Annotated in this window: 4 protein-coding genes and 2 pseudogenes; 4 read left to right on the forward strand and 2 right to left on the reverse strand. The window is 63.0% G+C overall.

The window, feature by feature from the left end:
- Nucleotides 1-173: 173 nt before the first annotated feature.
- Nucleotides 174-1,787, forward strand: coding sequence for a type IIL restriction-modification enzyme MmeI (locus tag LHP98_RS19150; protein WP_227254147.1), 1,614 nt, complete (start codon nt 174-176; stop codon nt 1,785-1,787).
- 225 nt (nt 1,788-2,012) lie between these two features.
- Here LHP98_RS19150 and LHP98_RS19155 read toward each other — a convergent pair.
- Nucleotides 2,013-2,125 (reverse strand): annotated as a pseudogene (locus LHP98_RS19155) (IS6 family transposase); the annotation flags it as partial.
- A 66-nt stretch (nt 2,126-2,191) separates the two neighbouring features.
- On the opposite strand from LHP98_RS19155, the pseudogene LHP98_RS19655 reads away from it, so the two are divergent.
- The 3 genes and pseudogenes from LHP98_RS19655 to LHP98_RS19165 form a co-directional block, all read left to right on the forward strand.
- Nucleotides 2,192-2,638 (forward strand): annotated as a pseudogene (locus tag LHP98_RS19655) (HGGxSTG domain-containing protein); the annotation flags it as partial.
- Entirely contained in the window at nt 2,599-2,940 is a 342-nt protein-coding gene (locus LHP98_RS19160; protein WP_227254148.1) for a type IIL restriction-modification enzyme MmeI, read from the forward strand. The pseudogene LHP98_RS19655 and the gene LHP98_RS19160, both read left to right, overlap by 40 nt.
- Before the next feature lie 18 nt (nt 2,941-2,958).
- Nucleotides 2,959-3,105 (forward strand): hypothetical protein, encoded by a 147-nt coding sequence (locus tag LHP98_RS19165; RefSeq protein ID WP_227254149.1) that lies wholly within the window; start codon nt 2,959-2,961, stop codon nt 3,103-3,105.
- On the opposite strand, the gene LHP98_RS19170 is transcribed toward LHP98_RS19165, so the two are convergent.
- Complete coding sequence (locus LHP98_RS19170) at nt 3,090-4,034, reverse strand: sulfotransferase domain-containing protein (protein WP_227254150.1); 945 nt, start codon at nt 4,032-4,034, stop codon at nt 3,090-3,092. The two genes, LHP98_RS19165 and LHP98_RS19170, sit on opposite strands and share 16 nt — an antisense overlap.
- Between the last annotated feature and the right edge of the window lie 176 nt (nt 4,035-4,210).

Below are 4,210 nucleotides of genomic sequence, written 5' to 3' on the forward strand. Positions count from 1 at the left end.
GCTTCAAGAACCGCGCCTGACCCCGATCAGGGCCTGAGCCGACTCCACACCCTGACCGTTCCGTCGGCTCAGGCCCCGATCTCGTCTAACCGGTAGGGTCAAAATTGGACGCCGATCCGGGGTCAGTTTTGCGCGCCGATTGACACAAGATGCCGCAAAGCGCGGATTTCGTCATGTTCTGGTGGGAAAAGGCCGCCCTTGCGGCGCGTGGCTGGAAGCCCGCCACCGACAAGGCCCGCGTGAAAGGCACCCGCCGCTTCGGCTTCATCACCACCAATTCCCTGCGCCAGACCTTCAACCGCAAGGTTCTGGACCCGCACCTGAACGACGAAAAGGCCCCGCTTTCGCTGGTCTTCGCCATTCCCGATCACCCCTGGGTGGACGCGGGCGAGGGCGCGGCGGTGCGCATCGCCATGACCGTGGCCGAGGCGGGCCGCGTGCCGGGGCGGCTGCTGACCATCACCGAGGAACGCAAGGGCGAGACAGAGGCCGAAGGGCGGCCCGTGGTGTTCCAGACCGAGAAGGGCAAGGTATTTGCCGATCTGCGGATCGGGGCAGACGTGGCGGCGGCCAAGCCCTTGCGGGCGAATGAGGGCCTAGCCTATCAGGGAGTGACACCGCTTGGGGAGGGTTTTCGAGTATCCCGCCCGGCGGCGTCAGTCGAAAGTGAAGCATTGGCAAAAGGCATTCTGCGGCGCTACCTCAACGGTAAGCAGTTTGTCGCGGGACAAGAGCCAGGCTACATCATTGATTTCTATGGGCTGTCAGAGGGGAGTGCGCGTGCCGCGGCCCCACACCTCTATCAGCAGATTCTTGATCTCGTTAGACCTGAGCGTGCTGAGAAGAAAAGGGCGACATACCGCGACTCTTGGTGGGTGTTCGCAGAACCCCGCAGCAAAATGCGGGCCGCGTTATCGGGCCTTCCGAGGTTCGTAGCGACTTGTCGAACTGCCAAGCATCGGGTCTTTGGCTTCCTAGATGGGGATATTCTGCCAGACGCGAAGCTAATCGCAGTCGCGCTGCGCGAAGCCGACGCCTTGGCGGTGCTGTCGTCCCGCCATCATGTCATTTGGGCGATATCGTCGGGCGCTTGGCTAGGTGTCGGAAACGATGCCAACTACAACCATGCACAGTGTTTCAACCCCTTCCCCTTCCCCGACCCAACCAATGACCAGAAGGCCCGCCTTCGCAACCTTGGCGAACAACTTGATGCTCACCGCAAGGCGCAACAGGCCGTGCACCCTAAGTTGACCCTAACAGGCATGTATAACGTGCTGGAAAAGCTGCGGGCAAAGGAACGGATCGATGGCAAGGACCGCGAAATCTACGATCAAGGCCTTGTCGGCATCCTGAAGGACATTCACGACCAGATCGACTGCGAAGTGGCCGCGGCCTATGGCTGGCCCGAGGGTCTTTCCAATGATGAAATCCTGCACCGGCTGGTGGACCTGAACCGCACCCGCGCGGCCGAGGAAGCGCGCGGGCTGGTCCGCTGGCTGCGCCCTGACTATCAGAACCCCCAGGGCCGCGGTGTGGCCGCCAAGGGCGAACAGGGCGCGCTGGACATTGGCCCCGCCGTTTCCACCGAAAAGACCCCCTGGCCCAAGACCCTGCCCGAACAGATCGCCGCCGTCCGCGCCGCCCTTCACGATCTGGGCGAGGCCAGCCCGGAACAGGTCGCCCGCCGATTCCAGCGAGGCCAAGCGCGCAGCATCCAGCCGCTTCTGGAAAGCCTGACCGCGCTGGGCCAGGCCCGCGTCACCGAAACCGGCCGCTTCGCCGCCTGACCGGCCGGGCGTCGCATTGGCCGCAGGTGCCCGCAATCGTCACACAGCAAAGGCGCGTGTTCCGGCAAATTCCGGGGCCTTCCAGCCGAGTGTGGGGGAATTTCTGGGGGAAGCGATTTTCGCTTTTCCATATTTTCCAATGACTTAGATGGATAAAATGGCGGAGGGGACGGGACCGGCGTACAACCTTCTCTACTCGCAACCCATTGAATTTAAATCGATCCGCAGCTGGTCCTCGACGCTACGGGGCGACGGGGCGAACCGACTTAGGGCATTACCGCCAGGCGGATGATCTCGGGGCTCGTCTTGAAGTAACGAAAGGGGGAGCGTTCGGTCATCCCGGGCGGCCAGCCGGGCACCCAGGTCGGCCCGGGCCAAGTTCTTCTGACAACACCCGCAAGGGACTTGCCTGCCGATTGCTGAGCGAACCGGGCAAGCGGCGCTGCAAGTTTCACGGCGGGAAATCGACCGGGGCCAGAACGCCCGAGGGCCGCGAACGGATTGCCGAGGCCCAACGGCTGCGCTGGGCGCGAAGCCGGGAAGCCAAGGCCCAGCCGTCAATCCTTGCAGATTCTGAAAGGGCGGAAACCCGCGCCGGTCCCCAGGGCAATCCCCGAGAGATTGCCTTGCCCCCCGCACGCAACAGGTCTGTCCGCGATGCTAGGGCGCGGGCGCTTTCCAGAATGCAGGAAAGGTCACCAATACGCACGCGCGCGAAGACAGGGTGTTTGCCTGTGCCTGCCGAAATCCCGCAGCCTTGGACCAGGAATCCTTCGTCACTTCCGGCGACGCGTAGAGAACGGGCAGGCCCTTGGACGTTGGACCGATCATTGAGCGGTGGATGCGGCTAGGCGGCAGCGACCGGGCGAATTTCCAGTCCTTCGCAAATGATCTGACCGACCTTCTGGGCGTCCAGCGTCCCGATCCGGCAACAGCAGTTGCCCGACGCGAAAGGTATTGCTTCGAACGTCGGGTGAATTTGATTCACACCGGCAGCCAAACCCGCGGCTTCATCGGCCCTTGCCGCGCCGGGCACTTCGTCATGGAGGCGAAGCACGGCACCGAGGGCGCGAAGCCCGAACCCGACGCCAAGCCCGATCTGCTGCCCTGCCTGCCGCCTAAGCAACGCCAAGGCAATGGCGGGCGCGGATAGAACCGGTGGGATGACACCATGCTGCGCACCCGCGCGCGGATTGACCGCCACGCCAGTGCCTTTTCCCGCGAAACATGGCTTCGAATGGCGGAACGGCTTTCCACCAAGACGGAACGCTGGGACGATCGCCAGGTGACGAGGAATCAAGGTCAGTCCATCATGTAGCCAAGGCGCGCAAGGTCATGGCCGACCATTCCCTGTAGCTGCCGGTTGTCGGCCGCCACCAGCGGGCGCAAGTGGATTTCAATCAGACGCGCGTCGGCGTCCACGATCCGGCGCACCGCAGCAGAAGGCAGGGCTGCAGAAACAGCGGCCAGCAAGCCGCGCCGGATGTCCGGTATTCCAAGCCCGGTGTTTCCGTTCGCCGGCGTCGGCGACCCCAGCGCGTTCAGGCCGGGCAGCAATCGCAACGCTGCATATTGCACGTAGTCGCGCCGGTTTTCCGGCTCGGCAAGTACGCTGTCGGGGGTACGTACTCCGGCAAAGCGGCAAATTTCTGCAATTGCACCGGGGGCATCCTGGCGGATGCACTCCATCGGCAAGGCCAGGACATTGGCCGCCCCGAACGCTTGCCGGTACCAGCCAACGATGTGCGAGAAGCAATAGAACTCTGGCCTGTGCCAGGGGATCTGGGTCTGGAGCCTTGACGCGAGAAATCGGCGCAGCCCACAGCGGGCGTTCTGTCGCGTCACGAAATCGGCGAAGACGGAAAGAAGCATCGAACGCTGTTCGCGGATCACGATCAGGACTTTCGCTTCCGGCAAGGTCCGGCGGATGCGCTCCGCGATGATTTCGCCGTGGATGCCGCCGCTGTAGGGATGGCCCGCCAGTTCCTCATTCGAAATCGCGACCACCCGGCGATCCGGTGTCGCCCCAGCCAGAATGCGCGCTCGGGCCGCGTCTGCGTCGAATGCAAAGGACTGCACGAAACGCTGCCGCCCCGTGCCGTTGGTGAAGATGTCCCCACCCGACTTCGTCGCTGTCGCAACGGTCCCGCCCAAGATGCCGATGTCGGGATGCGCACCGGAAAACAGGTGCTTCTGGACGTAGGTGCTGGCCGCCTTTGCGAAACCAATGTGTACAAGAAACTCCATCCGTCCTTACCCATTTGGCGTGCCGTTCGAAGTCAAGATCGTTCTAGCGTGTCCGTCGTCGAGAGATTTGGAACAGTCGACCTGATTTTGGAGCAGAGGGCTCTGGCTCACCTGTTTCAGGCTATGCGGCTTGACGCTGATGGTTCAAGCGGCGGTTTTGGATGGTTTGCTGTTTG

The sequence above is a fragment of the Rhodobacter sp. Har01 genome, assembly GCF_020564565.1.
GTDB lineage: Bacteria > Pseudomonadota > Alphaproteobacteria > Rhodobacterales > Rhodobacteraceae > Pseudogemmobacter.